This window comes from Brevibacillus invocatus (assembly GCF_003710915.1).
Classification (GTDB): domain Bacteria; phylum Bacillota; class Bacilli; order Brevibacillales; family Brevibacillaceae; genus Brevibacillus; species Brevibacillus invocatus.
In genome coordinates, this window is sequence record NZ_RHHR01000006.1 from 42,883 (window position 1) to 68,354 (window position 25,472).

The 25,472-nt window shown below is 47.4% G+C and carries 35 protein-coding genes, 2 pseudogenes and 2 riboswitches; of the genes and pseudogenes, 9 read left to right on the forward strand and 28 right to left on the reverse strand.

Annotated features, from left to right (window positions below; genetic code table 11):
• Positions 1-2 precede the first annotated feature (2 nt).
• From EDM52_RS02550 to EDM52_RS02600, 11 genes are all read right to left on the reverse strand, one after another.
• Positions 3-725: a hypothetical protein gene (locus EDM52_RS02550; RefSeq protein ID WP_122907438.1), complete on the reverse strand. Its 723-nt coding sequence runs from the start codon at positions 723-725 to the stop codon at positions 3-5.
• Between the two features lie 279 nt (positions 726-1,004).
• Entirely contained in the window at positions 1,005-1,283 is a 279-nt protein-coding gene (locus EDM52_RS02555; RefSeq protein WP_122907468.1) for a DUF4269 domain-containing protein, read from the reverse strand.
• Positions 1,284-1,606: 323 nt separating this feature from the next.
• Positions 1,607-2,635: an ABC transporter substrate-binding protein gene (locus tag EDM52_RS02560; RefSeq protein WP_122907439.1), complete on the reverse strand. Its 1,029-nt coding sequence runs from the start codon at positions 2,633-2,635 to the stop codon at positions 1,607-1,609.
• Positions 2,636-2,654: 19 nt separating this feature from the next.
• Positions 2,655-3,431 carry an ABC transporter permease gene (locus EDM52_RS02565; RefSeq protein ID WP_122907440.1) on the reverse strand — a complete coding sequence of 259 codons (777 nt, stop codon included), beginning with the start codon at positions 3,429-3,431 and terminating at the stop codon, positions 2,655-2,657.
• Positions 3,424-4,218 carry an ABC transporter ATP-binding protein gene (locus tag EDM52_RS02570; RefSeq protein WP_122907441.1) on the reverse strand — a complete coding sequence of 265 codons (795 nt, stop codon included), beginning with the start codon at positions 4,216-4,218 and terminating at the stop codon, positions 3,424-3,426. Before EDM52_RS02570 ends, EDM52_RS02565 begins: the two co-directional genes overlap by 8 nt.
• Complete coding sequence (tenA, locus tag EDM52_RS02575) at positions 4,215-4,883, reverse strand: thiaminase II (RefSeq protein ID WP_122907442.1); 669 nt, start codon at positions 4,881-4,883, stop codon at positions 4,215-4,217. The genes EDM52_RS02570 and tenA overlap by 4 nt, the downstream gene beginning before the upstream one ends.
• A gap of 7 nt (positions 4,884-4,890) precedes the next feature.
• Positions 4,891-6,186: an acetylornithine deacetylase gene (locus EDM52_RS02580; protein ID WP_122907443.1), complete on the reverse strand. Its 1,296-nt coding sequence runs from the start codon at positions 6,184-6,186 to the stop codon at positions 4,891-4,893.
• Entirely contained in the window at positions 6,179-6,949 is a 771-nt protein-coding gene (locus EDM52_RS02585) for a thiazole synthase (protein WP_122907444.1), read from the reverse strand. Before EDM52_RS02585 ends, EDM52_RS02580 begins: the two co-directional genes overlap by 8 nt.
• A 6-nt stretch (positions 6,950-6,955) precedes the next feature.
• Positions 6,956-7,159: a sulfur carrier protein ThiS gene (thiS, locus tag EDM52_RS02590; RefSeq protein ID WP_122907445.1), complete on the reverse strand. Its 204-nt coding sequence runs from the start codon at positions 7,157-7,159 to the stop codon at positions 6,956-6,958.
• Positions 7,160-7,374: 215 nt separating this feature from the next.
• A riboswitch (TPP riboswitch) is annotated at positions 7,375-7,485 on the reverse strand.
• Positions 7,486-7,529: 44 nt separating this feature from the next.
• The gene (kapB, locus tag EDM52_RS02595) at positions 7,530-7,913 is read right to left on the reverse strand and encodes a kinase-associated lipoprotein KapB (protein WP_122907446.1); all 384 of its coding nucleotides are present in this window, start codon (positions 7,911-7,913) and stop codon (positions 7,530-7,532) included.
• 21 nt (positions 7,914-7,934) lie between these two features.
• Complete coding sequence (locus EDM52_RS02600) at positions 7,935-9,149, reverse strand: alanyl-tRNA editing protein (protein WP_122907447.1); 1,215 nt, start codon at positions 9,147-9,149, stop codon at positions 7,935-7,937.
• Between the two features lie 97 nt (positions 9,150-9,246).
• Here EDM52_RS02600 and EDM52_RS02605 point away from each other — a divergent pair, with 97 nt between their 5' ends.
• Positions 9,247-9,639, forward strand: a complete 393-nt coding sequence (locus EDM52_RS02605) for a DUF2203 domain-containing protein (protein ID WP_245996476.1) — start codon at positions 9,247-9,249, stop codon at positions 9,637-9,639.
• Positions 9,640-9,657: 18 nt separating this feature from the next.
• Here the strand turns inward: EDM52_RS02605 and EDM52_RS02610 are convergent, their stop codons facing one another.
• The gene (locus tag EDM52_RS02610; RefSeq protein ID WP_122907448.1) at positions 9,658-9,885 is read right to left on the reverse strand and encodes a 50S ribosomal protein L7ae; all 228 of its coding nucleotides are present in this window, start codon (positions 9,883-9,885) and stop codon (positions 9,658-9,660) included.
• Between the two features lie 26 nt (positions 9,886-9,911).
• Between EDM52_RS02610 and EDM52_RS24470 the strand changes: the two genes are divergently transcribed.
• Complete coding sequence (locus EDM52_RS24470; protein ID WP_183184788.1) at positions 9,912-10,067, forward strand: hypothetical protein; 156 nt, start codon at positions 9,912-9,914, stop codon at positions 10,065-10,067.
• Here EDM52_RS24470 and EDM52_RS02615 read toward each other — a convergent pair whose 3' ends face one another.
• From EDM52_RS02615 to tlp, 11 genes are all read right to left on the reverse strand, one after another.
• The gene (locus tag EDM52_RS02615; protein WP_122907449.1) at positions 10,068-11,351 is read right to left on the reverse strand and encodes a glycoside hydrolase family 18 protein; all 1,284 of its coding nucleotides are present in this window, start codon (positions 11,349-11,351) and stop codon (positions 10,068-10,070) included.
• Between the two features lie 64 nt (positions 11,352-11,415).
• A complete protein-coding gene (locus EDM52_RS02620) occupies positions 11,416-11,724 on the reverse strand; it encodes a thioredoxin family protein (protein ID WP_122907450.1) in 309 nt (102 codons plus the stop codon).
• A gap of 34 nt (positions 11,725-11,758) precedes the next feature.
• Entirely contained in the window at positions 11,759-11,971 is a 213-nt protein-coding gene (locus EDM52_RS02625) for a DUF2997 domain-containing protein (RefSeq protein WP_122907451.1), read from the reverse strand.
• Between the two features lie 33 nt (positions 11,972-12,004).
• Positions 12,005-12,235 (reverse strand): hypothetical protein, encoded by a 231-nt coding sequence (locus EDM52_RS02630; RefSeq protein WP_057134127.1) that lies wholly within the window; start codon positions 12,233-12,235, stop codon positions 12,005-12,007.
• 96 nt (positions 12,236-12,331) lie between these two features.
• Positions 12,332-13,288, reverse strand: coding sequence for a class 1b ribonucleoside-diphosphate reductase subunit beta (gene nrdF / locus EDM52_RS02635; protein WP_122907452.1), 957 nt, complete (start codon positions 13,286-13,288; stop codon positions 12,332-12,334).
• 25 nt (positions 13,289-13,313) lie between these two features.
• Positions 13,314-15,398 (reverse strand): class 1b ribonucleoside-diphosphate reductase subunit alpha, encoded by a 2,085-nt coding sequence (gene nrdE / locus EDM52_RS02640; protein WP_122907453.1) that lies wholly within the window; start codon positions 15,396-15,398, stop codon positions 13,314-13,316.
• Positions 15,385-15,750: a class Ib ribonucleoside-diphosphate reductase assembly flavoprotein NrdI gene (gene nrdI, locus EDM52_RS02645; RefSeq protein WP_122907454.1), complete on the reverse strand. Its 366-nt coding sequence runs from the start codon at positions 15,748-15,750 to the stop codon at positions 15,385-15,387. The genes nrdE and nrdI overlap by 14 nt, the downstream gene beginning before the upstream one ends.
• A gap of 149 nt (positions 15,751-15,899) precedes the next feature.
• Positions 15,900-16,095, reverse strand: a riboswitch (cobalamin riboswitch).
• A 121-nt stretch (positions 16,096-16,216) separates the two neighbouring features.
• Positions 16,217-16,729 carry an ACT domain-containing protein gene (locus EDM52_RS02650; protein WP_122907470.1) on the reverse strand — a complete coding sequence of 171 codons (513 nt, stop codon included), beginning with the start codon at positions 16,727-16,729 and terminating at the stop codon, positions 16,217-16,219.
• A 35-nt stretch (positions 16,730-16,764) separates the two neighbouring features.
• Entirely contained in the window at positions 16,765-17,097 is a 333-nt protein-coding gene (locus tag EDM52_RS02655; RefSeq protein ID WP_122907455.1) for a hypothetical protein, read from the reverse strand.
• Between the two features lie 20 nt (positions 17,098-17,117).
• Complete coding sequence (mnmA, locus tag EDM52_RS02660; protein WP_122907456.1) at positions 17,118-18,230, reverse strand: tRNA 2-thiouridine(34) synthase MnmA; 1,113 nt, start codon at positions 18,228-18,230, stop codon at positions 17,118-17,120.
• Positions 18,231-18,536: 306 nt separating this feature from the next.
• Entirely contained in the window at positions 18,537-18,746 is a 210-nt protein-coding gene (gene tlp, locus EDM52_RS02665) for a small acid-soluble spore protein Tlp (RefSeq protein ID WP_122907457.1), read from the reverse strand.
• 135 nt (positions 18,747-18,881) lie between these two features.
• On the opposite strand from tlp, the gene EDM52_RS02670 reads away from it, so the two are divergent.
• On the forward strand, positions 18,882-19,097 hold the full coding sequence (locus EDM52_RS02670) for a hypothetical protein (protein WP_122907458.1): 216 nt from the start codon (positions 18,882-18,884) through the stop codon (positions 19,095-19,097).
• Between the two features lie 8 nt (positions 19,098-19,105).
• On the opposite strand, the gene EDM52_RS02675 is transcribed toward EDM52_RS02670, so the two are convergent.
• The gene (locus EDM52_RS02675) at positions 19,106-19,456 is read right to left on the reverse strand and encodes a DUF952 domain-containing protein (RefSeq protein ID WP_122907459.1); all 351 of its coding nucleotides are present in this window, start codon (positions 19,454-19,456) and stop codon (positions 19,106-19,108) included.
• Positions 19,457-19,482: 26 nt separating this feature from the next.
• On the reverse strand, positions 19,483-19,728 hold the full coding sequence (locus EDM52_RS02680; protein WP_122907460.1) for a hypothetical protein: 246 nt from the start codon (positions 19,726-19,728) through the stop codon (positions 19,483-19,485).
• Positions 19,729-19,942: 214 nt separating this feature from the next.
• Between EDM52_RS02680 and EDM52_RS02685 the strand changes: the two genes are divergently transcribed.
• Positions 19,943-20,167, forward strand: a complete 225-nt coding sequence (locus EDM52_RS02685; RefSeq protein ID WP_245996483.1) for a hypothetical protein — start codon at positions 19,943-19,945, stop codon at positions 20,165-20,167.
• Positions 20,168-20,341: 174 nt separating this feature from the next.
• Here the strand turns inward: EDM52_RS02685 and EDM52_RS02690 are convergent, their stop codons facing one another.
• A complete protein-coding gene (locus EDM52_RS02690; protein WP_122907462.1) occupies positions 20,342-21,334 on the reverse strand; it encodes a bile acid:sodium symporter family protein in 993 nt (330 codons plus the stop codon).
• Positions 21,335-21,551: 217 nt separating this feature from the next.
• On the opposite strand from EDM52_RS02690, the gene EDM52_RS02695 reads away from it, so the two are divergent.
• The 4 genes and pseudogenes from EDM52_RS02695 to EDM52_RS02705 all read left to right on the forward strand — a co-directional run.
• The gene (locus EDM52_RS02695; protein WP_122907463.1) at positions 21,552-21,767 is read left to right on the forward strand and encodes a hypothetical protein; all 216 of its coding nucleotides are present in this window, start codon (positions 21,552-21,554) and stop codon (positions 21,765-21,767) included.
• A 214-nt stretch (positions 21,768-21,981) separates the two neighbouring features.
• Complete coding sequence (locus EDM52_RS02700; RefSeq protein WP_122907464.1) at positions 21,982-22,356, forward strand: MmcQ/YjbR family DNA-binding protein; 375 nt, start codon at positions 21,982-21,984, stop codon at positions 22,354-22,356.
• A gap of 133 nt (positions 22,357-22,489) precedes the next feature.
• Positions 22,490-22,651 carry a hypothetical protein gene (locus EDM52_RS24475; protein WP_183184791.1) on the forward strand — a complete coding sequence of 54 codons (162 nt, stop codon included), beginning with the start codon at positions 22,490-22,492 and terminating at the stop codon, positions 22,649-22,651.
• Positions 22,611-23,627: pseudogene (locus EDM52_RS02705) on the forward strand (class I tRNA ligase family protein); the annotation flags it as partial. The gene EDM52_RS24475 and the pseudogene EDM52_RS02705, both read left to right, overlap by 41 nt.
• Positions 23,628-23,853: 226 nt before the next feature.
• Here EDM52_RS02705 and EDM52_RS02710 read toward each other — a convergent pair.
• Complete coding sequence (locus EDM52_RS02710) at positions 23,854-24,528, reverse strand: class I SAM-dependent methyltransferase (protein WP_122907465.1); 675 nt, start codon at positions 24,526-24,528, stop codon at positions 23,854-23,856.
• Between the two features lie 170 nt (positions 24,529-24,698).
• Between EDM52_RS02710 and EDM52_RS02715 the strand changes: the two genes are divergently transcribed.
• A complete protein-coding gene (locus tag EDM52_RS02715; protein WP_122907466.1) occupies positions 24,699-25,022 on the forward strand; it encodes a YnfA family protein in 324 nt (107 codons plus the stop codon).
• 281 nt (positions 25,023-25,303) lie between these two features.
• Here EDM52_RS02715 and EDM52_RS02720 read toward each other — a convergent pair.
• Positions 25,304-25,472, reverse strand: a pseudogene (locus EDM52_RS02720) (IS5/IS1182 family transposase); the annotation flags it as partial.

Here is a 25,472-nt window from a genome sequence, read left to right on the forward strand (position 1 = left end):
TTTTATTCTCCCCCCTCCATTATCGAATCTTGGGAGCGAAAATAAAGTTCCCTTTTCGGTGTCGATAATAATATGCCTTTTCCATCGTCTTCAATATAGACCAATGTATGAAGACCACTACCCCATTTTGATGAAGTTCCAATGAGTAGATATGGAAACCGTTCATTTCTTTTATTCGATTCAGTATTCATAAGAGTTTCGTTGTACCATTGATCGCTATAAATTGCTTCCTGTCTCATCGTATCGAGTTGCTTGATAAGGCTAACTTTACTGAGTGATCGGTCTTTAGCTGATGGGTGAATATTTATAATGGAAGCATTCTCAACATTTGAGATATAGACGGATAATTTGTCTTTAGGATATATCACATGATGAAGTGGTATTGTTAGTAAAGTTGAAGCAAAGAAAATAAAATTCGCCACAAAACCTAACCATGCATAAGATCGATAAGTCTGCCATTTTTCATTTTTGCCTTTAAAAACAAAATACAAGATCCATACACCAAGAGGTAAAATTGGCACCTTAACAATCGTTTCAAGCATTTTCAAATTCATTGAAAGGGAAAAAAGACCGACAATTAACATGAGTGGAATCGTCCATACTTTCGGTTTTACAATTTGTTTTCGATACATTCTATAGGCTAAAAAAACAATAATAAGCCATCCTAAAATGATCATTACCATTTCTATGACATTAGTATTTGAAACATTTGATATTATTTCCATCTTACTCCTCCTCTCTCGTTCTGTAATCTTCTTAAAAAGGACTGCCAAATAAAACCCAGCTTAGCGAACCGCGAATTCCGTTAGAGAGCATTGAACATACCAAACCTTCTTTATTTTACCATTAATTACATCTTTTATGTATGGTTTGAACGAGTGAACCCGTCCGTATGTAGGTGCAAATAATAGCATGCTTCTAACTCGTTTCCGAATTTTCTTTGGTTTTGAGACACTTCTCAATCTACAACATGATCCGTCTACGAGCGCACTTACCAGCCCCCATCAGATAATTCCCATTCTCTCTCCCAACCGCAGCAGTTCTTCATGAGGGTCACCTTTTAACTGAAGGATCTGGGCAAAAGCAGGCAAAGCTGTTGCATCATGCACCTCCATAATGATGTCCAGGTCGGATTCTTCGATATCCACTTCGATCGGGATTGTCCCGCACAACACAGGCGTAAAAGATGCAAGTTCGCTGAAAATACGTGATTCGAGTATAGCCTCATGTGCACGACTTTGCCGTTCATTGCCTGTTTTTAAATAATCGATGCTCAAAAACAAACCTTTTCCCCCTCTCGTGCTTGTTATGCCTGAGCTAGAAAATGAGAAAAAACCACTGTTTTCACAGCGGTTTTTCTCCGTAATTTCAACCATACTAGCTTCTCATGACGTAGATAAAGATAAACATCGCTATCGCACAAACGAGTACACTTCCGACAAATCCCCACATGACCCATTTGTTGTCGCTACCTTTTTGATTGTCGTTCATGGACATTTTCTCCTCGTACAAGCATTCATCTTCTATTATAAACCGTTTTCATGGAAAAGGAACCCGATTTTGTGACAAGAAGTTGCCTGGCGAGAATTTAAACGATCGTTTAATTTTAATTCGATAGATTTCGCATCACTTGATCTGCCTTGACTTCCCCGGTGATCAAGCTCTTCTCTTTCATCCAGTCAATCAGCGTTTGCCAGGACTCCTCTGTTTGATAGCCAAAAGGCTTGTCCTCCGCATCCATCAAAGGCAAGAGCGTCTCCAGACTCTTGGTCTCGATGTCTTCTTCGAGAGGAAACTCTTGCGCTTGCTTCGCCAACAAGAGATCAAGAGCCGCCTTCGGATTGTCTTTTACATACTGCTGACCTTTTGCAGCGGCACGCATGAAGGCTTCAATAACAGCTTTCTTTTGCTCATATTGGTCATCACTGGTCGTCAATACCAGCTCGTAGTAGTCCGGAACGCCAAATTCTGTAGGAGGAAACACATGGAGCTCGATCCCGTTCTTCTCCAGAATCAATTGCTCATGATTGATGTAACCGCCGACGACTGCATCCACTTTTTTACCCGTTAACGCTGGGACAATATCAAAGCCGATATCGACAAAGGAGAGTCCTGAATCATCTCCTCCTGCATGCTTGACTGCCGTACGAACGATGGACTCATTGAACGGAATCGATGGATAGCCAATCGCCTTACCTGCCAGTTTCTCTGGAGAATCCAGTCCGCTATCCTTTCTCGTCATGATGGCGTTCAGCGGATGTCTGACTAGTGCTGCTACCGACAGAACGGGGATACCCTCCGCACGTGCTGCAACAAGCTGTGTTTGATAGCTGATTGCCAAGTCTACTTGACCTGCCGCCACCATTTTCAGTGGATCGTTGCTGTCCGAAGGCATTTGCAAATGGACGTTCAGATTTTCATCCTTGAAGTATCCTTGCTCTTGTGCCGCATACAGAAAGGAATGGACTGCATTCGGATACCAGTCCAATGCTACCGTCAATTCGGTCGCTTGTGTGTTCCCTTCGGCAGATCCGTTTGTCTCTGGTTTTGATATAGTACTCGTGCTGCATGCAGCCAGTCCAGTAACCATGCTGAATGCCAGAAAAATGGTCATCCAAGTTTTTTTCGTACGCATGATGGTTTCCCCCACTCATTTATTTTCTTCTTTCTCTCTTTCGCAATATTCGCGACTGTGGTGCAAAATGATGCTCCATTCTCCCAACCAGCCAAAAAAGCAGCATCCCGAGCAAAGAAAGCAACAGAACGGAAGCGAACAAGGCGGGAGCTTGAAAATTCCCTGATGCCCGGCGTCCAAAATAGCCGAGTCCTTCACTTGCTCCTAACCACTCCCCGATGGTTGCACCGGATACACTGTACGTCGCTGCTACCTTTAAGCCACTGAAAAATGCGGGAAGACTTGCGGGCAATTGCAGCTTGGTGAAGATCTGCCAGGAGTTCGCCCCCATCGTCTGCAAAAGACTGATCATCTCCTTGTCGGTAGCACGCAGTCCATCATAGGTCGTGACGACAATCGGAAAAAAGGTGAACAGGACTGTGACGGCAATTTTTCCCGACAAATCATAGCCAAACCACAGAATGAACACGGGCGACAAAGCAATGATCGGGATCGTCTGTGAGATGACAATGTACGGATAGACGATTCGCTCGACCACCTGACTCCGATTCATCGCAAAGGCGAGCAAACTGCCGAAAAAGATGGAGATGGAAAGCCCGATCAGCACCTCCTGCAACGTCGCCCACAAGTGAAGCCCCAGTAAAGCCTCTCGCAAATCCCATAATGACAGGATGACCGCACTGGGTGGAGGCAGAATGAAGGGAGGGATAGCAAGCAATCGGCAGCCCGCTTCCCACACGAGCAGAAACAAGCCTAGCGAGACGCCAAACCATAGGCCGCGACTCCCTTTATCCATACGCTTTCCCTCCATTCCCCTGAAGCTGACCCTGATCCCGCACCGCCTGACGAAGCAGCTGCCAGATCTGTTCGCGCACAGTCAAGAATTCCGCGAGATTGCGAGAGGCAGTGGTCCGGGGATATTCGATCGGTACGGAAAGCTCAAAAGGCTGAGTGATCGGTACACCAGACAGGAGAATGACACGATTGGCCATCAAGATCGCTTCATCGATATCATGGGTGATCATAATCATGGTGCTTCCGGTTTCCTGCCACATCTGAAGCAGCCACTCCTGCATCTCCAGTCGTGTAATCCCGTCCAAGGCGCTAAACGGTTCATCCAGGAGCATGATCTTAGACCCGAAAAGAAGCGCTCGCAAGAAGGAAACACGTTGTCTCATCCCCCCTGACAGCTCACCTGGATACGCGTCCGCCCAGTCCTGCAAACCGTAGCGAGGAAGTTCATCACGAACCTTTTGCTGAGCATCCCGCTTTGCCATTCCCTGGATTTCCAGGGGCAATGCCGCATTCTCTACGACCGTTCTCCACGGCATCAGCAAATCTCGTTGTGGCATATAGCCGATCTTACCAAGGCGCTTTTCTACAGCTTCTTTGCCTATGCGAATATCTCCCGACCCGGGCTGAAGGAGTCCTGCTGCCAGCTGAAACAAGGTACTTTTGCCAATTCCGCTGGGCCCGATCAGACTGACAAACTCCCCTTTTTCCACGAAAAAGTCAAACGAGTCGAGTATAGGCTTTGTTCCGTAAGAAAAGCTCACTTGAGAAAAAGCGATTTGCTCGCTCACGGCCACATTTCCTGCCGGTACGCCATATCCCAGAACAGAAGCTCCATTTTGGAGGTGATCAGAAAATGCTCTTCCAAACGTGCGAGCTCCTGCTCGTTTTTCCCCTCTGCCAATTGATCGATTACTTCGATCAGCCAGATAGCCAGCTGACCGAATTCGTCAGAGCTGTACATGCGTACCCAGTCACCGTACAAAGGATGATCCATCGCGCCGTCTACCTTGGCCAAAAGCTTTCCGATTTCCCAATAGCTCCAGGTGCAAGGCAACAGTGCACTCACCAGCTCTGCCAATGAGCCTTGATGCGCGACTTTGAGCATGTAGCTGGTATAGGCAAGCATCACAAAGGAAGGCTCGGTTGCCTCCAATTCTTCCCTGGAGATGCCAAAGCGTTCTGCGTATTGACGATGCAAGGCCATTTCACCATTCAGTGTCGCTTCCTGCAATCCCGCGAATCGGGCACTCGTCTCCAGGTCGTAAGCTTTTGTGCTGCCTAGTGCGAACATTTTGGCGTATTCAATCAAGTACACGTAATCTTGTTTCATGTAGAACTTAAACGATTCAACGGGCAAGGTCCCGTCGCCCAATCCTGTTACAAAAGGATGTTGATGTGTGCGCTCCCAGATCGGCGCCACGCTTTCCCAAAGTCTTTGTGAAAAAGGCTTCACGACGCAGTCACTCCTCCACTTGTTTTGCCTGGTTGCACCAGGTTGCGATAAAGGTTGCCAGTATCTGTGCAAATTGTACGAGCTGTTCCGGATCGATCGATTCATCTACGGCATGTGCGTGAGCCAGCTCCCCAGGTCCGAACAGCACAGCCGGAATCCCCGCATGGGCAAACCATCCGGCATCTGTCACGGAAGGCGACATGTCCACGACAGGAGTTTGTTGCAGCTGCTGCTCATAGGCGGACTTCAGGACGCTCAGAGCCGGGTGATTCACATCTAATTCCAGGGAAGGAAAGATCTCTCCGCGCTCCTCGATCATCGAACGACCTCCCCAGCGAAACACAGGTGGGTTTTCTCGCAGCCACAAATCGGCTGCTGCCGCTCGATTCACATGGTCTTCGATTTCTTTTACGACCTCTTCATACGATTCATTCGGATAGAAGTGCACCGTGATCCAAAGGGCACAACGATCTGCAATAAATGCTGCGTGACGTCCGCCTTCGATCACGGCCGGATTGATTGTGGTGCTGCCGGCAGGAAAGCCCGGATACGATTTCATCACAGCCCAATGCCGTTCCAAATCTTGCAGGGAGGCGATAATCTTTGTCATCTTTTCAATCGCTGATGCACCGTGCACGCGACCTCCGGCATGAATGGTTCTCGCCCTCATCCCATCGTGTAGGGTGACAGGGCTTTCCACCGTGATCCAGCCTGTGATCACGCCGCCTTGTCCTTGCATGTGCAGATTGCTGGTATCGACGACGACTGCATAATCGGCGGTGTAGCCACGCTCGATAGCAGACAGCGTCCCGGCTTCTCCTGCCTCTTCTCCAATCACGGATTGAAAAATCAAATCGCCTTTCAAAGGAACACCATGCTCGCGCAGCATTTTGACCGCGAACAGACTGGCAGCCATACCGCCTTTCATATCCGCGACACCACGTCCATACAGCCGCCCGTCACTGCCTTTTGTCAAAGAAAATGGCGGGTAGGTCCAGCCTGCATCATCGCCTACCTCAGCGACGTCAATATGTCCATTGATGATCAGACTGTTCGCCTGCTTCGAGTCCGTACCCGTAAGTCTCCCCACGATGTTGTCATCACCAGGAAAAACGGTCCATCTGTCGACTTCAAAGCCCAGCTGCGTCAATTCGTCAGCCAATATTCCCTGAACTTCATCGCTGTTGCGTGCCGGGGGACTTACTGTCGGTTGAGAGACCAAAATTTCCAGCAAGTCAAACATTTCCTGTTGTCGACTGGCTATGGCTGCGACCGCTTCACGTACACGATCCACGCTACTCAATCATCCCTTCTGTCGGACTGCTCGCAGAAGCATATCTCTTTTTCGGGATGCGCCCTGCTATAAATCCTTTGCGACCTGCTTCTACGCCAAGCTTCATCGCTTCTGCCATCAGTACCGGATCGTCTGCCAACGCTACTGCCGTGTTGAGCAGCACGCCGTCCGCGCCCAGCTCCATCGCTTTTGCACAATCAGCTGGCGAACCGATCCCTGCATCCACGATGATCGGTACTTTTGCATCTTCGATAATAAAACGCAGGTTGTTTTCGTTCACGATTCCTTGGCCAGATCCAATCGGTGATGCTCCAGGCATCACAGCGTGCACGCCGACCTCCTGCAGCCTTCTCGCGAGAATCGGATCGTCATTCGTATAGGTCAGCACGGTAAAGCCTTCCTCCACGAGGATGCGTGAAGCCTCCAGGGTTCCGATCGGATCAGGTAGCAAGGTTTTGGGGTCGCCGATCACTTCAACCTTGATCATGTCGCACAGTCCGGAGGCTTTTGCGAGTCGAGCGATTCTGACCGCTTCCTCTGCGGTATAAGCTCCCGCTGTGTTTGGCAGCAAGGTAAAACGCTTCAAGTCCAGCTTTTCCAAAAAATGAGGCTCGTGCGGATTCTCCAGATTCAGTCTGCGTACGGCAAAAGTCAAAATCTCTGCCCCCGAAACCTCTACTGCCTTACCTTGTATATCCAAATCTGCAAATTTACCGGTTCCCAAGAGCAAACGGGAACGAAATTCGTATGTGCCAATTTTCCATGTATCCATGATGTGTCATCCTCCCCCAACAAAGTGAACAATCTCAATCCGATCACCATCTGCGATCGTTTTTTCTTCATACTTCGTGCGATCGAGTATTTCGCCATTCTGTTCGACCACCACGATTTTTTCCAGGAGCTGATAGGAAGCAAGCAAGCCGCGAATGGTTTGCACCTCTTCCGTCAATTCAACCTGCTTGCCATTTAAGGTAATCCGCATGAATCTCTCCCCCCTTTTGTCCCTTTTTTTCTCAAACAAAAAAACTTCTCCCGTCTACTGGACTATCCTCCAGCCAAACAGAAGAAGCTGTATACCAAAACATCCGGACGAATGGCAATAAAAAAACCATCCGCCACTCGGATGGTTGGGTTCGATTCCATGTGCGATGCGTGACGAACAAGCTACCTAAAGCTTGCGCAACACGTACCGCAACAACGATTTCGTCTACCTCTTCCTCCGCTGGCATGACCCAGGTCAGGTTCAACGGTCAGTAACACACTCGTTACAATCTCAGCCAACGATGCTCGGCCCCCGCTTGGTAAAGAACTATGTGATTGTGTACTTTCACTTTCGCCTATACAGTATCACGCTATTTTGAATTTGTAAAGGTTTCCTTGTGTATGACTTCCAGTTCGACCAGACAGCGCTCTGCCCACGCGGACATTTTTTTCAGCTTTTCCATCTCTCTCTCCAGTGCAATACGCACCGATTCCTTGTAATCCGGGATTGCAGCATTATAGCGAATGACGGATGGGCCAGCCACATAGAACTTCTCCAGATGAGAAAGCGCTGGACGTTGATGAAATAAAGGCACATCCACTTCATAGGATGTGTGCAAATCGCCCTGTGTTGGGAACTTCGTCACGGCCAAGACCTTCACCAACAGCTTGTTGTCTTGATTTTCCAGAACTTCCGCAATATACTCTCCTGTTTTGTAAGGAACGCGAACAATATCGCCAGGATTCCAATTCATCGTTTAACCTCCTATTTTTGCTTATTCACCGCTCAATATGCTCTCCAGCTTCTGCCTCGCATGAGCAAGCACTTCTTCGGCGGGAAGGTTCGACTGGCCGCCACCCTGTGCGATCGCCGGACTGCCTCCGCCTTTTCCTGTTATGAGAGGCAATGTTTCCTTCATCAACTCGTTCATGGCAACGGGCACATCCTGGCCCCGAGCAAAAACAAGCTGCTGTTTTTCACCAGTAGCCGCCAGGAGCGTTAGAACATCAGCTGCCTGAGCATTTACTTGATGAGCAAACTGTTGGAGCTGCTGGATCGTACGATCGGCAAATACTTTTTGAATCAAGCGATAGTGACCCAATGGAACAGCATGCACAATCGCTTGACGAACTTCCTCTTCAAGCAGCAGTCGTTCTTTTTCCAACAGGGTTTGTTTCAACGAATCGCGTTCGGACAGCAGACGGTCTACCTGTGTCACCAAATCAGCTTCGTTGGTGCCTAGCAAACGAGCAGCTTCGTTCAATCTTCGCTGCTTCTGGGTGTAATCCCGCATAGCGCGCCAGCCACACAAAAATTCCAATCGAATGTTGCCGCGATGCCGTTCCCAACCCAGGATTTTGATCAGCCCTACTTCGCCCGTACGTGAAGGATGGGTCCCGCCGCAAGGATTGTAATCGAACTCGGGTATGATCACCAAGCGTATATTCTCCGTAACGGTTGGCTGTTTGTGCAGGGGCAATTTCGCCAATTCTTCCTCATCGACAAAACGGGCGATAATCGGGCGATTTTCCAGGATGATCTCATTGGCACGTCGTTCGACCTGCTGCCACAACTCTTCGTGCAGCGCGTCCAGTCGCACATCGATCGTGACGCGCTCGGTTCCCATATGAAAAGCCAGTGTCTCTGCCTGAGCTACTTCGATAAAGGCTGCGGATAAAATATGTTGGCCCGCATGCTGCTGCATATGGTCAAAGCGTCTATTCCAATCGATTTGCCCTTGGACTTGATCCCATTCTTCAGGCAACTGTTCGGAGAGTCGATGGTGGATTTCACCCTCTGTCTCCTCTACATCCAGTACTTGGATATGCCCAAGTGTTCCATGATCCCCCGGCTGTCCGCCACCTGTAGGATAGAACGCCGTTTGGCTAAGCACCACGTAAGGTGTGCCATCCGCTTCTGAGCCTCTTTGGGTGATGGATGCGGTGAACGATTGCTGATAGACGTCTTGGTAATACAACCTATCTTTCATCTTGACTCCTTGCCGCTGGTCGCAAAAAAACAATATGTGCTCCAGCCATTTTCTCCCTCCAACGATTATGCTTATAATACAAGGGAGGGGGGCGGATATGTTGACAAAAAAGTATTTTACACTTGAAGAGGCGAATCAATGTTTGCCGTATGTAAAGGATGAAATCTCCTTTTTGAAAGATCTGAAGCGTCAGTTCTATAAAACCTATCAAGAACGTGAAACAGCCAAAAAGATACATGCATCGCAAGAAAGTGATGAACTCTTTACGCTGGAATGCCGATTGGAGTTCATGGAGATAGAAGCGCAAATGCGCATCAAGCAGCTAGCTACCCAGGGGATTCAGGTAAAGGATATCGATGTTGGTCTCGTGGATTTCCCCGCCATTATGAACGGTGAAGAAGTCCTGCTGTGCTGGCGTGAGGGTGAAACCACTGTCCATCACTATCATGGGCTGCATGATGGCTTTAGCGGTCGTAAAAAAATCGACTGAACCATTGTCATCTCAGCTTTACCCCAGAAAAGAGGCCATTTGCTCATCACGGTTTAAGCGCTCTTCCGCTGATGCGAGGTCGTATTTTTTCAACAAATGAAACAGTTCGTTCAGCTGTTCCTGGGACAAGTCAGTCTCCAGCAATGCGGAAAGCTGTGCTGCACGATCCCCAGGTAAGAAAGGGGCTTGCTCCGCCAATTTGTTCTGTACATCCTCAACACTGTGATTCAATCTGCATTCTCCCATGCCTGCGTTCCTCCTATTTCGCTGCCATGAAAGGCAGTCATTGGACGGCCAAAATGGCTGTCTTTTGGACGGCCAAAATGGCTGTCTTTTGGACGGCCAAAATGGCTGTCTTTTTAGCATCATACCACGATTACTTCCATGAAAAAAAGGCGTACAAACCTTTGGGATTGTACGCCCTGTAGTCACGCTCTCTTTCGAACGCGAAAGTTGGATTCAATCAACAGCCAATTTTGCGGAAATGGCAAGCCAAGCTTCCAGTAGCTGACTCCACGCAGTCCTAATTGTTTAACTAGGTTAAACTTCGCCTGAATGGAGCGTGCATCCTCAAACCAGACCTGATGACGTCGCCCTTGATCGTCTGTGTACTCGAAAAATGGAGCCTGAGACTGATAATCGTATTGAATCGCAACTTTTTGCTCGGCTGCGAGTGCGACGGCCGCTTGTGCGCTTAATGCTTTTGCTGTCGTACCGGGTTCATACGGCAGAGTCCAGTCATAGCCGTACAAATTTTGTCCCATCATAATTTTATCTGCAGGCATTTCAGTGATCGCATACTCCAATACTCTACGAACAGGTCCAATCGGCGATACAGCCATTGGAGGACCGCCACTATACCCCCACTCATAGGTCATGATCACGACGAAGTCAGCGATGGCTCCAATTTGGCGATAGTCATGCGCGGAATACCACTTCCCAGGTTGATCAGCCCGTGTTTTGGGCGCGACAGCAACCGAAATCATTAGTCCGATTTCATTTGCCCGTGCCTTCGCACGCCTTAGGAACTGCGCATAGGCATTCCGGTCTTCAGCAGGAAGTGCCTCCATATCAAAATGAATGTCCCTAAATCCTAATTCTTGTGCGGTGGCAATGATATTGTCCAGCAGCTTATTTTGAATCTCCATATCATTCAAGACGAGGCTACCCAATTCCGTACTGAATTGACCGCCCTCCAAATTGGTCACAACCAGCATCATGACAACCTGGTTTTCTTTGCTGATTGCGGCAAAATTGTTGAGCGCCGGCCGCGTCAAGGTGCCATCCCGATTAATGCGAAAACTAAAGGGAGCCAAGTACGTCAAATGAGGGGCAGCCTTGCGGACATCCTCTTCCAGGGCAGGGCTGACGGTACGCCTGGGCTCTGCGTAAGCAACAAAATCCGCTGCTCGTCTGGGCCGAGGGGGAATATACAGGCGCTGACCTACGTTAAGTGGCCGATACTGTGAAATTCCGTTCACACGAGCTAGCTCGGCAGCACTGATCTGATAGCGTTGACCGATGGTGTACAGGGTATCCCCGGGTTTAACCCAGTAAAAACTGCCGACAATGGGTATCACCAGCGCCTGTCCGACGACAAGGTTGTTCGGGTCAGGCAGTTCATTCGCTTTCACGATTTCATCTGCCGTCGACCCGTATGTCTCAGCGATGCTCCGCACTGTCTGGCCTTGCTCGACTACATGAATCTGCATACGCCTCCTCCTTCGCTTTCTTTCTCTCTTTCTTGTATTCATCACGAAGGAAATAGGTGTTTGTCTAGATCAAAGGTTGCAGCACTTCAAAGAGAAAGCCAACCGATTGCATCGCGTAATGCGTTTCCTGGATTTCACCTCTGTTGAAAATAATGAGGGCAGGCACGCTGGTAATTTGCCATTTCTCTGCCAAAGGTGCCGCGGTATTCAAATTAATCTTGTAGAGCGGAGCTGTTGGTAGGGCCTCATGGGTCACCTCCAGCATCCTTTCTGCCAGCTTGCACGTCCCGCACATCGGGGTATAGACAAAGAGGGCGAAGGTTTGCTTTCCAGCACATCGTCGCTCCACTTCTGTCATGTTCAGCTCTTCCAAGCAAATCGCTCCTGTCCCTTTACCCGACGAATTTTTACCCGAGTCGCAGGATTTGGATTTGCTGGTCTTCAACCATCGCATCGTATTCATGCGTCCAAACCCGTTGCATCGCATTGTTTGTCGTCAGCTTGCTTTCCACATTTGCTGTAAAATCAACACAAGAACGTCCTGTCACTCCTTCTACCTGTTCCTCGACTTGACCATCCTGATCTACTGCTATGCGCAGGGTTTTGTTTGCAGCATTCATGGTGAGTACAAACGAGGTTTGAGAAAGGTGACTCTATTCGGTGACGGTCACATCGTTACCATTTGCTCGAATTTGTTCCGCCATCGCATGAACCGCACAGCGCACATATTCGGAGCGCAACGAAGCAAGAGATTGCTCACCTCTTTGTTGCAGCTCTTCTGGTGATAGAAAATCGGATTCGAAATAGGGAACGAGGCCCTTTTCTGTCTCGATAAAGAACATATTCAGATTTTCTACCATTCCCGTCAACAGCTTTCCAATCACATTTTCACCGACTTGCAGCTTTTTTGCAAATTGATTCCGGTATTCAAACCATACTCGATTCTCGGCTTTCCTGCTTCATCCAAGGCAATCGACTCTTTAGAAATCAAAACGAAAATCGTCGTCTGTCAGCGGCTCGACATGAATCGTACGGACGTAGCCGTTGCCTTTTTTAGAGAAGAAATCATGCTGCTTGGTATGCGTTCTGATCCCATTCAGTACGATTGGGTTTACTTCTTCCTCAGGAAAAAGCGGATCGAGCCCCAGATTCATCAAGGCTTTGTTTGCATTGTAGCGCACGTAAGCGAGAACGTCCTCACTCAGACCGATTGCCGTATATAAGGATTCCGTATACGCCACTTCGTTTTGATGCAGCTTGTCCAGCAAGGAAAACAGTTCTTCCCTGACCGCCACCTGCTCCGAGTCGCTTAGCTGCTGATACACTTCTTGAGCGAGTACGCCTACATAAAGGCCGTGGATGCTCTCGTCACGGACGATCAGATCGATAATTTCGCCACTGCTCGTCATTTTTCCCTGACCAGCGAGGAACAAAGGATAGAAAAAGCCGCTGTAAAACAGGTAGCTTTCCAGGAAAACAGAAGCGACCATCGCCAAATACAGGTCTTTTGGCGTCTCGATGTTTTGATAGTAGTGAGAAATAATCGAAGCCTTGGTCTGCAGATGAGAGTTGCTTTCCACCCATTTAAAAATGTTATCGATTTCTTCTGTGGCAGCGAGTGTCGTGAAAATACTGCTATAGGATTTGGCGTGAATCTGCTCCATCATCCCCATGAAGCCCAATACGGCTTTTCGCTGCAAGCCGTCCACATGCTCCATAATTTTGGGCATGCCAATTCCGCCCTGGACGGTATCGAGCAAAGTGAGTCCACCCAGCACTTTTTTATAGGTTTCCCGCTCTGCTTGAGAAAGCTCAATCCAGGACATTTTATCGTCAGACAGCGGGATTTCATCATCGGTCCAGAACTGCATGATGTTCTGGTTCCAAAAGGTCATTGTAAAATCGTCATCGGGCCTGTTCCAATTGACAGCTTTCATCCGGCTTCCCTCTTTTTTGCTTGATTTAGACCGCGCAACTGATGCACTCTTCTACAGTCAAGTGCTTGGTTCGCGTGTAATAGAGTGATTTCAATCCTTTTTTCGCTGCGTAGATATAGTAGCGAACCAGCTCTCTGGTCGAAATGTTACTGTTTACGTGCAGGATGGTCGAAATGCCTTGATCCACGTGCTCCTGAATTTCCGCGATCAGGTCAATGACCTTGAATGGATCAATCATATACGCCGACTTGTAATAGAAATAATTCTCCTGCGAAAGATACGGCATCGGGTAGTAGGTCGTCGAATTAGCATACGTACGCGTCTCGATATGCTCCACGATCGGCATCACGCTGGAAGTGGCGTTTTGGATATACGAGATGCTTTGCGTAGGTGCGATTGCGAGTCGGTAGGCATGGTACAAGCCATATGTCTGCACGTTCGTTTTGAGCTTTGCCCAATCTTCCGTCGACGGCAAGTACATATCGGCAAAGAGCTGCTTACCTTTCTCTGTACGCGGATGGTAGTCGATATTGAGGTACTTTTCAAAATACGTACCCTTTGCATACTCAGAATGCTCAAATCCGAGAAAGGTCGTTCCCTTTTTCCTGGCAATCTCCATGCTCTTTTCCAGAGAATAATAGTTCATCATCATAAAAAAGGTGCGGACAAAATCCTTGGCTTCTTCGCTTTCATATGCGATCTTGTTTTTGGCCAAAAAACCGTTCAGATTCATGGCTCCCAGCCCGACAGAATGAAGCTCCCGATTGGCTTTTTGTACACCCGGAGCGTTTTCCACTCGGGTCATGTCGCTTACGGATGTGATCGCTTCGATCCCTTCGTGCACTGACTCCCGGATCATCTTGCGTTCCATGACATTGCCAATGTTCAGAGAGGCCAAATTGCAGCTGATGTCCCGTCGGATGATGTCTGTCTCTCCATAGTTTGCAATGGTCGAGGTCTCCTGCAATTGAAAGATTTCCGTACAAAGGTTGGACATTTTCACGGAGCCCAGGTCTTTTAATGCGTGATCCTTGTTCGCATTGGTCTTGTTCATGATGTAGGGATAGCCCGACTCCAACTGGATCATGGCAATCTTGGTCAGCATCTCCCGTGCGCTCATCAAGGTTTGCTTTTGCACGCGCTCGTTGGCTAACAGCTCTTCATACATCTCATCCAGATCGAGATCGTCCAGATGTTGTCCGTATTCCTTGTAGACGGAGTACGGAGCAAAGACGGTCAATGGTTTGTTTTCCTCTGCCAGCTTGTAAAAGATGTTCGGTACGATCAGCCCGATTGCCAGCGTCTTGATTCGTGATTTTTCATCGGCGTTAATTTTTTTGCAATCCAGAAACTCGTTGATATCCCAGCCAAATATGTTGTAATACGCTGCTCCAGAGCCCTTGCGCTGCCCCATCTGGTCTGCGTAAGAAAAAGCATCCTCCAACAGCTTTAGCACAGGCATAATGCCTTTAGCTGCGCCCTCTACTCCTTTGATCGGTTCCCCGCGTCCGCGCAGCTTGGAAAGATTGACTGCTACTCCGCCACCGATTTTGGAAAGCTGCATGCAGGTGCCCAATATGTAATTGATCGAGTTCAGCGAATCATCCATCTCCAAGAGAAAACAGGAGACCATCTCACCACGGCGGCTTTTGCCGGCATTTAAAAAGGTAGGCGTCGCTGGCTGCAAACGCTGGTCCATCATCGACACGGTCAGCCGTTTGGCCAGATCAAAATCTCCTTGAGCCAGGGAGAGGGCCACAATCGCTACGCGGTCCGGGTACTGCTCCAGATAGGATTTCTTGTCGTCCGTTTTCAAGGCATAATCCTTGTAAAATTTGGAGATGGCCATATAAGAAGCGAATTGGAATTTGAAATCATGCGCGAGCCGAATGACTTCTTCGACTTGCTCCTTCGTGTAGGTTTCATAGACGTTTTCATAGTAGTCATGTTCGATTAGATAGTTCATCCGCTCCAGGATGCTTGAGAATGTCATGGTTTTGGCTTGCACCTCTTCCATGAATAACTGCACTGCCTCCTGGTCCTTATCCAACAGGTAAAAACCATCCTCACCGCGCTGCATCAGCTGGTTATTGAGTTCAATGTGTCGCAATGGATGCCACCCCGCTTTTAAATAGTTCCAGATCATGCATCGTTCCGGACAGTTCGAATTTCGCTAACAATGGTACGTGATAGGCAGAAGAGATCGTGTCCGCACTTTTGGCGAAGCTCGTCCCCCAGTTCCGATTGCCGCTGGCTGCTACTCCCCGCATCCATGAGTGATTCTGCTTGAGAAACGTTTGTACTTTATCGGGCACCTGTCCGAATCCCGTCGTGTAGGTGACCAGGATAAACGGTTCTTCCAGCAACAGATCCTCTTGAATTTGCACAGTGGGCATATCCAGATTCAGTTTGTTGACAAATCGGCGTACATTGCCCGTTTTGGAATCAAATGCGAGTATCAATGATCTCTTCCTTCCTGAAAACACTAGTTTAGCCATAAAAAAAGCGTATCCGACTGACGAAGAAAGTCGAATACGCATATCCATTCCCTAGGACAAAATACCTCGCGGGTGACCGAGCGTTCCAACACTTCCCTATCTCCCGTAGGTTCCATAGTGTTTACGTTAAGGCAGGTCTCCTGGCTTACAGATCATCGTAACGCTTTACCTTCCCAATCCATGGATCAGTGGCCATTTCAAAGCGTAACTCTCTGTTTACAGTGGCGGGACCGCGCCGGATTCTCACCGAGCTTCCCTATTAAGTCTACCATCGATAGACGGTTAGACACCTATACGCATCAATATGTAGTTGTTATGACTTACATTACATCAATATATCGTGGTAGTCAAGCTGTTTTCCCACTTACTAAATACCCAATCGATAGATCTCTCGAAAGAAAAGCCGCCCGAAAAACGGACGGCACATCTCTTATTGCAACGAAATCACCTTAGTGATTTGAGGTAATTGCTCGATTTCCCGCACCACAGAAGCGGTAATTTCTTCATCGGTTACCGAGACGAGGAGCGCATTTTTTCCCTTTTGCTCGCGTGATACATTCAGCTTGGAAATATTGATGTGATGATTGGCGAGAATTTGAGACACGTCGTAAATGACGCCCGGATAATCGATATGATGGACCAGTAAGCCGTGAGCACCTGGTGGAATTCGACAGGCGCAATAGTTGATCTCACTGACATATACCTCACGCCAATCCTGTGCAAACGTATATTTATTGGTACCAGCGCGCAAAACAGCCAGATGATTGGCGTACTCTCCTGAACTGTGCTGAACAGGGACTTTCATACCGAGTCCATCGACCAGCAGGCTGGTTATTTCTTCTTTGTTCTCGTGCGCCAGGATCGAGAGAGAAGCTTCCTTCGCACGCGGTTCAATACGAACAATCAATTCTGCGAGATCACGAAGTCCGGTTAACTGGGTCATGACTTGCATTCACTCTCCCTATTGATTTCCTCTATCTATTCAGGAAAAATCCATTCCTCTGGTTCGGAAATGATGGAGGACTGATTTTTGGAACGATACCAAGCGAGATGCTCATTTCCGTCCTTCGTGTATTTGATTCGAAAGATGGTGTTTCCCTTGCCGCTTTTTTCAAAGGGACTCTCATCTTTCGGCACAGCCATTACACTTCCAGCTACCAGGGCCCCTCCGCGCTCGAGGATCTTCGCTTCGATATTGGTCATGTGTGCGCGACCGCCATACGACATGCCGATGTAGGCGATGACTCCCATACAAATCGCACCTATCAAGAAGGAGAGAATAATCACCTTTGATTTTTTCGTTGCTTCCATGAAAAAGATCCCCCTACAACCTATTTCTCTTTTCCCATCAAGGTTACTTTGTCGATTGTTCCACCACCCAAACACACTTCACCATCATAGAAAACCACTGCCTGTCCAGGCGTTACCGCTTTTTGAGGCTGGTCAAAAACCACTTCGACCTGGTTGTCACCTAACAGGTTCACGGTGACACCCTGATCCGGTTGACGGTAGCGGAATTTGGCTGTACAACGGAATGATTCCTGTGGTTTTGAATGGCTCACCCAATTTACTTCGGTGGCCATCAGACTGGTTGAATACAGTCTAGGATGGTTGGAGCCTTCACCAACAATCAGAACATTACGTTCCAAATCCTTGTCCACGACAAACCAAGGCTCTCCACTCGTGCCATGTCCTCCGCCAATGCCCAATCCTTGGCGTTGACCTAGCGTGTAATACATCAAACCATCGTGATGCCCGATCACAAGCCCATCGACCGTTTCAATGTTTCCTTTTTTGGCAGGAAGGTAGTTTTGCAGAAATTCGCGGAAATTTCGTTCCCCGATAAAGCAAATACCCGTACTGTCTTTCTTCTTCGCTGTTGCCAGCCCTGCCTTCTCGGCAATTTCACGTACTTGCGGCTTGGGCATATGCCCGATCGGAAACATGGTTTTGGACAATTGCTCCTGACCAAGAACGTTGAGAAAATACGTCTGATCCTTGTTGTTGTCCACGCCGCGCAACAGCTTGTACTCGCCATCGATATGCTTTACCTGTGCATAGTGGCCGGTCGCGATATAATCGGCCCCCAGATCCATGACCTTGGCAAGCAGCTCACCGAACTTGATCTCGCGGTTGCACATGACATCTGGATTGGGCGTACGACCCCGTTTATATTCATCCAAAAAGTACTGGAATACTTTATCCATGTACTCTTTTTCAAAGTTAACCGTGTAGTACGGAATATCGATTTGTTCACAGACGCGTCGGACATCCTGAAAGTCATCTTCCGCCGTGCAATGGCCGAATTCATCGGTATCATCCCAGTTTTTCATAAAGATGCCGATGACGTCATATCCCTGTTGTTTCAGCAGGTAAGCCGTCACGGAGGAGTCAACGCCGCCGGACATGCCGACAACGACGCGTGTATCTTCTGGTCGTTTCATGGTCTTTCTCCTCTATATATGAATTTGTTCCTTAAACAGATTACCATGTTTCCTGGAACAAATCATGTTTTGTTGCACTTTATTCGTCAATTCGGAGCGACTCCTGTTGTGAAATGCGCATATCAGCCGCATTAGGGCCAGTTTTCCTTAGAAAACTTGGCTACGCCAAGCTTTTGGCGGAGCCTTAGTTGCACTTATACTATCTTCCGCTAATCTTTTTAGCGCTTTAGCGCACTTAAACTTTCCGATAGTACAAAAAAACGCCTGTCGCATACAGAGCAACAGGCGCTTCGCTTCTTGTGTTGGTTAGGATTCATCCTCGATTTCCGCTCGAAATGCTTCCACGCTTTCTTCACGGCGCTGATTTTTTGCCTCGATATCGCTCTTTTCCTTGGCTGAAATCTCATCAGCATGTTCACTGAGGTAATCCTGGGACTCCTGAATTCTCTCCTCTGTATTTTGTGCCATTTCGCGCAATTTTGCTGCGTTGTCCGAGCGGTCATCTGGTTTTGCCATTTGATTAACACTCCTTTATCGTCAAGATTTGGTCATTTACCACTACCATTGTGCGCCATTGCAAGTTCCTTTATGTATGGCTCGTGCTATAATGGCGTTGTTGGTACGTATCTTTTCGAAAAGAAGGTTTCTCGTATGGCATCCCTAGATTTATTAGAGCGAAAGCTGTTGAAAATCATTGCAGAAACGGAGTCCGTGAAATTAAAACGTCAATGGATTATAGGAAATAAACATCCCGAAATCGAGGAAGAGCAGCGAAAACGGATAGGACTTTTGCTGCGTCGTCTAGATCAATTGCCGCCTGCAAAGCGTCAAGAGGTGCTGGAGCTGCTTGAATTGTACAATTGGTAAGCCTTGATCTAGCGGATGGACGATCCCTGTGTCCAATGGTCGCTGTTGCGTTCCATCTTTTTGATATCCATAATGGCATCCTGGTTTAAAGGTCCGTAAATATGCGGATACAAGAGGCCGTCCTTTGCCTGCTCGTACTTGATTGGAGAAGTCGTTTTGGCCTCATCGACAACCAATACCAGAAGTTCGTCAGTAAATGCCTTGTACACGCGGTTTGCCACGACCTCCAAAAGCTCATCTCCCTTGGTGGCGTGAATAAATCCTTCCTGCTCATAATCCCGAGGAAGATAGTGATCTCGTCCAGCCCACTGCTCCCAATACCTTTTTGGAACCAAGCAATAAATGATGTTCATTGATATACTCTCCCTTTTTTCAGCTACAGACTTTATTTACGAGACAACCACTTATCAATGTGACGAATAGCCTTCCCGTACGCCATTTCTTCCATCCGTCCCTGATCATTTCTCCATTGAATAAAATTGCGCAGCGAATGCAGATCGACCCACGCATCTTTTGCCTGAGGATTATTTCCTGGAACTTCTCCGGTTATCTCCCCTTCATAGACAAGCTTCGCCATTTCAGTTGGATGAATCCCGATCTGATAAGCAATCTGGTGCAGCGCTATTTTCATATGGGCCCCCGAATTTCAAGGTTTCGTGCATTTCTTCCGTTCTCTATTTTGCCAGTCTTTTTCTGTCATGCCAAGCCCTTCTGTCTATCTGTAACATGATAAGCGTAGGTCATCCATTTTCCCGATGGAAAAGGTTACATAATAATCGTTATGTAATGTTAGGAGCTGAGCACTGCTTATGCTACACTACATACTGAAGGAGCGTGGTGTCCTAATGCAGTCTAAATCCTTTTACTATACGGTTGAGAAATCTAATGTTGATGAGTACAAAACCATTCTGGATCTGATGAAAATTCCATACCAAATTGAGAAGCCGGTCGCATTGCTCAAAAACGGGTCTGATGAATACAAGTTTGTCTTTCCGAACCTGCCTGCCCGCCTCTATGCGATGGTAAGCAAGCTATTTCAACGGGATGGGAAGCCGTACTCTTCTACATAAAAAAAGGACCCATTTCTGGGTCAAAAAAATAGGAAGTGGAGAGAATGCATGCTATGTAATATATACTAACATAAACACTTAAATTGTCAAATCTTTTTTGGCTTATTCACCCATATCACGTAACATTATATTACATAAAAGAATGATCAACGATTACAACTACACACATTCCTTTTATTTTCCTATGGCATCCGGAAGTTGCTCTTCAGAACGCACATGCTTGTCTTCCTTTTCAACCATACGCAAGAAAAGACCAAAGAATGCGGCAAGGGACTGCTGAAACAAAGTAGCTAGGACGACCGGCAATGCCACAAGCGGAGGAAAATAAGCGATGGCGATAACTGTTCCCGCTCCGATGTTGCGCATTCCGCTGTTAAACGTAAGCGTGACAATGACATCGCGCTTCCATCCGAAAATCCTGGCAACCACCCACCCTGTCAGATAGCTTAACACCGATAAAAACAGCACGAGAGCGGCCATCCCGATAAGTCTGCCATCGATCTGGGAAATGTACGGCGCAACAACCGAGCTGTTGATCGCGACGATAACTCCCATGCTCAGCTTTGAGAACGGCGCTAGACAAGGCGCCAGTGTCGTTTTGACACGTCCTTTTGTAAGCTGGTTCAGGGCAATGCCAGCAAGTGAAGGAAGGACGATCATCAGCAGTAGCCCTTTCATCATCTCGCCGAGCTCCATTTGCACAGCGGCTCCAAGAATGAGTGAAAGGCCCAATGGCACCACCAATGGTGATAACACGGTATCAATTAGGATAATGGACAACGTCAGGGCCATGTTCCCCATATAGATGGATGTCCACAGAAGACTCGATACTCCTGTCGGAATGACGGCAGCCAGAATGAACCCGGTGACGATATCCAGCTCATTCGGAAAGAACAAGCTTGCCGTCACCCAAGCCAGGAACGGCATAAGCGCGTGCAGGATCACCAAATTGACAATCAAAGGCAACGGACGAGCCAGGACACGGGCAAAGTCACGGAAGCTCGCCCCCAAACTCCCTGAGAACGTCATAAACGCAAACACCCACGCACTGAGAAACGCATAGGCTTGCAGGGTTTCCGCAGCCAGCACACCAATGACGACACTGCCTGGTGTCAGGAGTGGTATGATTCTTTCTAAAAACCTATTCAACTTTGTCAATATTTGCATCGTGCACCTCTGGTGATTTCATTGCCAGCTCTATGCGGAAGTTTCTAGGTGCCAACCGGACAACAAACCGTGATGTGAGGTATGTTATCACGAAGCATTGCACGAAACAAGCTTAATCTTCTGACGACATTCACGTAATCAATTGTGCCAATCCCCTCTTCCATCCGCATAATTTCCCTGAACAGGTAAAGGCTATGACTGGAAAGGGGGCGCACACATGAACGGAATGGAATGGCTGGATTTTATCCGCAGAACTGAAGACAAGATGTTTCACTTGCATCGAGCAATAGATGGCATTTGCAACGAGCCAGATTATCAGGAATCCGTAACCGCACTCACAGAAGTGGTGAGAGATTATCAACACTTGGTGGAAAAAGCCAAGGATGAGCTCCGTTCCATCGATATGAATATCGAATATCACGGAAGGCAATAACCCTCCCGTTCTGGCGTTGCCGTTTTGATGCAGAAGAAAAGAATAAAACATTGGAGGTCTCCTGGAATATGGTATCAGGTGACCTCCAAGCTCGTTAGGCACTGATTCAATTCTTTCACAATTCCAAAGGTTAGGGTTGAAAAAGGGCGCTTCCTCCCCCATATTATGGGAAAGGGACTATTTGCATGAGTCGTACTCAATTAGGGGGAGAATCATGAACCTGGTACAAATTCGCACCTATTGCCTAAATCAAAGAGAAGCAACAGAAGATTTTTCATTCGGCGACGACATTCACGTCTATAAAGTAGGCGGAAAAATGTTTGCTTTGCTTCACGAGAAGAATGGCACACTACAGCTCAGCTTGAAGTGCGAGCCTGAACTCGCTGAAATACTGCGACTTCAGTACACCGCCGTCATTCCTGGTTATCATCTCAATAAACGCCATTGGAACACTGTGATGATGGATGGAAGCATTCCCGATAATGAAGTATTCGGTTTTATCGACTTATCGTATCGGTTGGTTTTTAAATCCTTAAAAAAATCTGATCGAGAAAGGATCGGATCATCAGAGCCTCCGGTTCACCATTGAAAAAAATTAATCAAACTAAGTTTGCCCGTTCCATCTTGTTACTTATTATTGCATCTATCGTTAATATATATGACACAACGATGAGGAGGGCATCATTCTTCTTATCCGAGTCTTGTATGGGAGCGTGAGATACGTGAATTCAGTAGCTCGTATTGCTGGGAAATTGGCTTACACAGCCTTCGTCGCTTGGTTGATCACGATCATCCTGAAATACGATTTCACTTTGTCCGAACAAACGAAGATGACGTTCAACCGGCGTCGAGTGTGCACCTGGATGTCATCGGGAGTTGCGTGAAAGGTCTATTGTGCCACTCTCTGGCAACCTTGAGCTGCACAAACCGTATGTGGACGAAGTCAAATTACGTTGCTCCTGCGGTGGCGTGATGGAAAGAACACCTGAAATCATTGATGTGTGGTTTGACAGCGGTTCGATGCCTTTTGCCCAGTACCACTACCCTTTTGGCGACAAGCAACAGTTCGAGGATCAGTTTCCTGCAGACATGATCTCTGAAGGAATCGATCAAACGCGCGGTTGGTTTTTTAGTCTATTGACTGTTTCTACCCTTTTTACGGGAAAATCTCCCTACAAGGCTGTTATTTCAACAGGTCACGAATTGGACGAAAATGGCCAGAAAATGTCTAAAAGCAAAGGCAATGTCATCGATCCTTGGGAGATCATCGACGAGTATGGAGCTGACGCCTTTCGCTGGGCCCTCCTCTCCGACAGTGCGCCTTGGAACAGCAAACGGTTTTCCAAACAAATCGTAGCAGAAGCCAAATTCAAAGTAATCGATACGATTCACAACGTCCACGCTTTTTATTCGCTGTACGCCACGATGGATCACTATGTGCCTGATGCAGCTCCCAAGCATTCCGCTGTGAATCAGTTAGATTGTCATTTCCAACGAAGTGATCCATTTGTACCCCGAGGAATGGATCGTTGAAAAACAAGGAAAACTAGGCTTTGCATCCGCATCAGGCTACAATATCACCGTTGCCCTCAATACAGTCATTACAGAGGAACTCGAACAGGAAGGCATCGTTCGCGAGATCATCAGAGCGGTTCAGGATACTCGAAAAAACTCGATTTTCCGATTGAGAAACGAGTGATCCTGACGCTAGACGCGGATGCTTCCTTACAGAACGCACTACAACGCTTTGAGCATGTCCTCCTGGAGGGTGTATTGCTTTCTGAAATCCGGTATGAAAAAGTACCTGGAATGGAGAGCGCTACGATTGGGGATAAGATCACGTACCTGCATATTGAATAAGGAATCGTTCTTCGCTGATTGATCGCAAGGATCACATGCTCCAGGTGATCAATCAACTTCACCTTTCCCCCATCTATGCATCCTTTGCAAGCTGTGAACAAGGACATATGAAAACGAAACGAATAAACACAGAAAAAAACCAGCTAGGCCAGGTGATCGCTTTCGTAATCATCACTCAGCACGTATGCTGGTTTTTATAGTTGGTCGATTGCCAATACTAGTGTGCTTAGACCTTTCTAGCAGATAGTAATAGCGAAAGCGGTTTTCCGGTGACTGGATGAATCGGTTCCTTGCAGCTCTTCAGTTGAAGTCCTGCATCATTCAATTCCTGTATCCAAGACCCGATCGTTCTGAAATACCAAGGCATCTCAGTTTTATATCCTTCACCCATCCCATTAAACGACTCTGTTTTCCAGCCATCTTCATAGCGATCACTATTTGCTACGAAAAACGGATGCAAGGTATGGATAATCAGTACGCCTTCTGACGAGAGAATGGTTGAAAGCGATTGCAAAAGGAGGGTTATGTCTTCAGATAGAATCGAAAAATTACAGACTATGACATCGAAAGCATCACCTAGCTGAGTGGGATTGTCACCCAATTCGGTATAATTCAAATGATGAAAGCTTCCACCGCCTAGAGCTTCTGCTCGCTTGATGAGCTCGTTGCTACCATCGATTCCTACAACCTCCAAGCCTTGCTGACTAAGAACGCGAGCCAACCAGCCTTCGCCGCAGCCTACATCGAGAACTCTTTTGGGGTGATAACTCGTAATTTCGTTCACTACGGCCTGATCTGTAGCCAGCTTTCTGCTTTCAATTTGTTGTTCACGTACAGACTGTGTCCAAGCTTCCGCATTGGCGACCCAGCTCTGATCCAGTCGATCTTCATTGTGTTTCATGACCAACCTCTCCTTTGCCTTCACGTTGACTTCACATTTCCAACTATGTTTTTATTATAGAGTAATTTTGTCATCATGGATCTCCATCTAAGAAATTTTATTTCTTAATTTTTGTATCATTACGAAATTTATTAACATTTTTCAACTGTGAAATGAAGGAGTGATCAACCTTGTTCGCCATCTTCTTGTTCGTCCTCGCTGGTCTCGCAGAAATCGGCGGCGGTTATATGGTGTGGTTATGGATTCGCGAATCAAAACCAATCTGGTATGGCATCGTAGGGAGTATCATTCTCGTTGTTTATGGGATCATTCCCACTCTGCAAAACTTCCCGAACTTCGGCAGAGTCTATGCCGCATATGGAGGGGTCTTTATTATTTTGGCTGTGCTCTGGGGCTGGGGGATCGACAAAAAAGTCCCGGATCTCTACGATTGGCTGGGTGCGTCCATCTGCGTGATTGGCGTCTCCATTATGCTATGGGCTCCGAGGCACTAACCTTCTCTTGCGTAGTTCACCCTTATCCAATAAATGGTACACTTTAGTAAAGGGAAGGTGATCGCATTGAAGTTCGGGGTGAGGAAATCAAGCTTGTTCAAACGGATCATCGCTCGAATCAACCGAACGCGACAGATCGCTGCATGGAAGTGGTCCCGAGATTGGGCGTGGATGAGAAAACCGAAAAAGTATATGTACCATAAAATGTGAATCAATTTCATAATTGCTCATCTTAAAAATATACAGACTGCCCCAATCTCTTCTTTATCCTTTTTTAAAAACTAAGCCGCGACTGGCTTCTTGTTTTCCAGTGCGTTACGAATCCGATCAGTGGCTAATTTAGCGGCATTATAAACAAGAGTTACCAAATCAAAATGAACTTTGGCCCTCTTCCCTGTGCGATAGCGTACGTTGTTCAGTTGGAAAAATTCTTTCAAATAGGCATTCACC

What these genes read in the sequence shown, in the direction of transcription:
- EDM52_RS02560 (WP_122907439.1), bottom strand. Translation starts at nt 2,635, where the DNA reads ATGCGTACGAAAAAAACTTGGATGACCATTTTTCTGGCATTCAGCATG.
- kapB (WP_122907446.1), bottom strand. Translation starts at nt 7,913, where the DNA reads ATGAATTGGAATCCTGGCGATATTGTTCGCGTTCCTTACAAAACAGGA.
- EDM52_RS02550 (WP_122907438.1), bottom strand. Translation starts at nt 725, where the DNA reads ATGGAAATAATATCAAATGTTTCAAATACTAATGTCATAGAAATGGTA.
- EDM52_RS02585 (WP_122907444.1), bottom strand. Translation starts at nt 6,949, where the DNA reads ATGGATACATGGAAAATTGGCACATACGAATTTCGTTCCCGTTTGCTC.
- EDM52_RS02670 (WP_122907458.1), top strand. Translation starts at nt 18,882, where the DNA reads ATGGCATCCCTAGATTTATTAGAGCGAAAGCTGTTGAAAATCATTGCA.
- EDM52_RS02655 (WP_122907455.1), bottom strand. Translation starts at nt 17,097, where the DNA reads ATGGAAGCAACGAAAAAATCAAAGGTGATTATTCTCTCCTTCTTGATA.
- nrdF (WP_122907452.1), bottom strand. Translation starts at nt 13,288, where the DNA reads ATGAAAGCTGTCAATTGGAACAGGCCCGATGACGATTTTACAATGACC.
- EDM52_RS02605 (WP_245996476.1), top strand. Translation starts at nt 9,247, where the DNA reads ATGTTGACAAAAAAGTATTTTACACTTGAAGAGGCGAATCAATGTTTG.
- EDM52_RS02610 (WP_122907448.1), bottom strand. Translation starts at nt 9,885, where the DNA reads ATGGGAGAATGCAGATTGAATCACAGTGTTGAGGATGTACAGAACAAA.
- EDM52_RS02695 (WP_122907463.1), top strand. Translation starts at nt 21,552, where the DNA reads ATGAACGGAATGGAATGGCTGGATTTTATCCGCAGAACTGAAGACAAG.
- mnmA (WP_122907456.1), bottom strand. Translation starts at nt 18,230, where the DNA reads ATGAAACGACCAGAAGATACACGCGTCGTTGTCGGCATGTCCGGCGGC.
- EDM52_RS02680 (WP_122907460.1), bottom strand. Translation starts at nt 19,728, where the DNA reads ATGAAAATAGCGCTGCACCAGATTGCTTATCAGATCGGGATTCATCCA.
- thiS (WP_122907445.1), bottom strand. Translation starts at nt 7,159, where the DNA reads ATGCGGATTACCTTAAATGGCAAGCAGGTTGAATTGACGGAAGAGGTG.
- EDM52_RS02650 (WP_122907470.1), bottom strand. Translation starts at nt 16,729, where the DNA reads ATGACCCAGTTAACCGGACTTCGTGATCTCGCAGAATTGATTGTTCGT.
- EDM52_RS02690 (WP_122907462.1), bottom strand. Translation starts at nt 21,334, where the DNA reads ATGCAAATATTGACAAAGTTGAATAGGTTTTTAGAAAGAATCATACCA.
- EDM52_RS02685 (WP_245996483.1), top strand. Translation starts at nt 19,943, where the DNA reads ATGCAGTCTAAATCCTTTTACTATACGGTTGAGAAATCTAATGTTGAT.
- EDM52_RS24470 (WP_183184788.1), top strand. Translation starts at nt 9,912, where the DNA reads ATGAAAGGCAGTCATTGGACGGCCAAAATGGCTGTCTTTTGGACGGCC.
- tlp (WP_122907457.1), bottom strand. Translation starts at nt 18,746, where the DNA reads ATGGCAAAACCAGATGACCGCTCGGACAACGCAGCAAAATTGCGCGAA.
- EDM52_RS02600 (WP_122907447.1), bottom strand. Translation starts at nt 9,149, where the DNA reads ATGAAAGATAGGTTGTATTACCAAGACGTCTATCAGCAATCGTTCACC.
- EDM52_RS02615 (WP_122907449.1), bottom strand. Translation starts at nt 11,351, where the DNA reads ATGCAGATTCATGTAGTCGAGCAAGGCCAGACAGTGCGGAGCATCGCT.
- EDM52_RS02710 (WP_122907465.1), bottom strand. Translation starts at nt 24,528, where the DNA reads ATGAAACACAATGAAGATCGACTGGATCAGAGCTGGGTCGCCAATGCG.
- EDM52_RS02625 (WP_122907451.1), bottom strand. Translation starts at nt 11,971, where the DNA reads ATGAATGCTGCAAACAAAACCCTGCGCATAGCAGTAGATCAGGATGGT.
- EDM52_RS02565 (WP_122907440.1), bottom strand. Translation starts at nt 3,431, where the DNA reads ATGGATAAAGGGAGTCGCGGCCTATGGTTTGGCGTCTCGCTAGGCTTG.
- EDM52_RS02700 (WP_122907464.1), top strand. Translation starts at nt 21,982, where the DNA reads ATGAACCTGGTACAAATTCGCACCTATTGCCTAAATCAAAGAGAAGCA.